Raw genomic sequence first — 540 nt, 5'->3', positions numbered from 1 at the left:
GGTGGCGGCCCCCGACGATATCGCGTATCTGATTTACACCTCGGGCACTACCGGGGTGCCTAAAGGGGTGGCCATCACTAATCACAACGTGACTCAGTTGTTGGAGTCTCTGAATGGGGACCTGCCGGTGGCCGGGGTGTGGCCGCTGTGTCATTCGTTGGCCTTCGATGTGTCGGTGTGGGAAGTCTTTGGTGCGCTGCTGCGGGGTGGCCGGGTGGTGGTGGTGCCCGAAGAGGTCACCGGCGCCCCGGATGATTTCCATGCCCTGTTGCTCGCCGAGGGGGTCAGTGTGTTGACCCAGACTCCCTCGGCGGCGGCGATGCTTTCGGGTGAGGGGTTGGAGTCGGCGACGCTGGTGATGGCGGGTGAGGCCTGCCCACCGCAGGTGATCGAGCGGTGGGCGCCCGGGCGGGTGATGGTCAACGCCTACGGGCCCACCGAGACCACGATGTGCGTGGCGATCAGCGCCCCGCTGCAGGCGGGGGAAACGGTGGTGCCGATCGGGTCGCCGGTGGCTGGGGCGGCGTTGTTCGTGCTGGA

Annotated in this window: 1 protein-coding gene; it reads left to right on the top strand. The window is 66.9% G+C overall.

The window, feature by feature from the left end:
- On the top strand, positions 1–540 hold a 540-nt coding region (locus A5686_RS14770), incomplete at both ends, for an AMP-binding protein (protein WP_156750077.1).

It is taken from the genome of Mycobacterium sp. E2479 (genome assembly GCF_001667925.1).
Classification (GTDB): domain Bacteria; phylum Actinomycetota; class Actinomycetes; order Mycobacteriales; family Mycobacteriaceae; genus Mycobacterium.
This window is presented reverse-complemented; position numbering and strand designations above follow the sequence as displayed.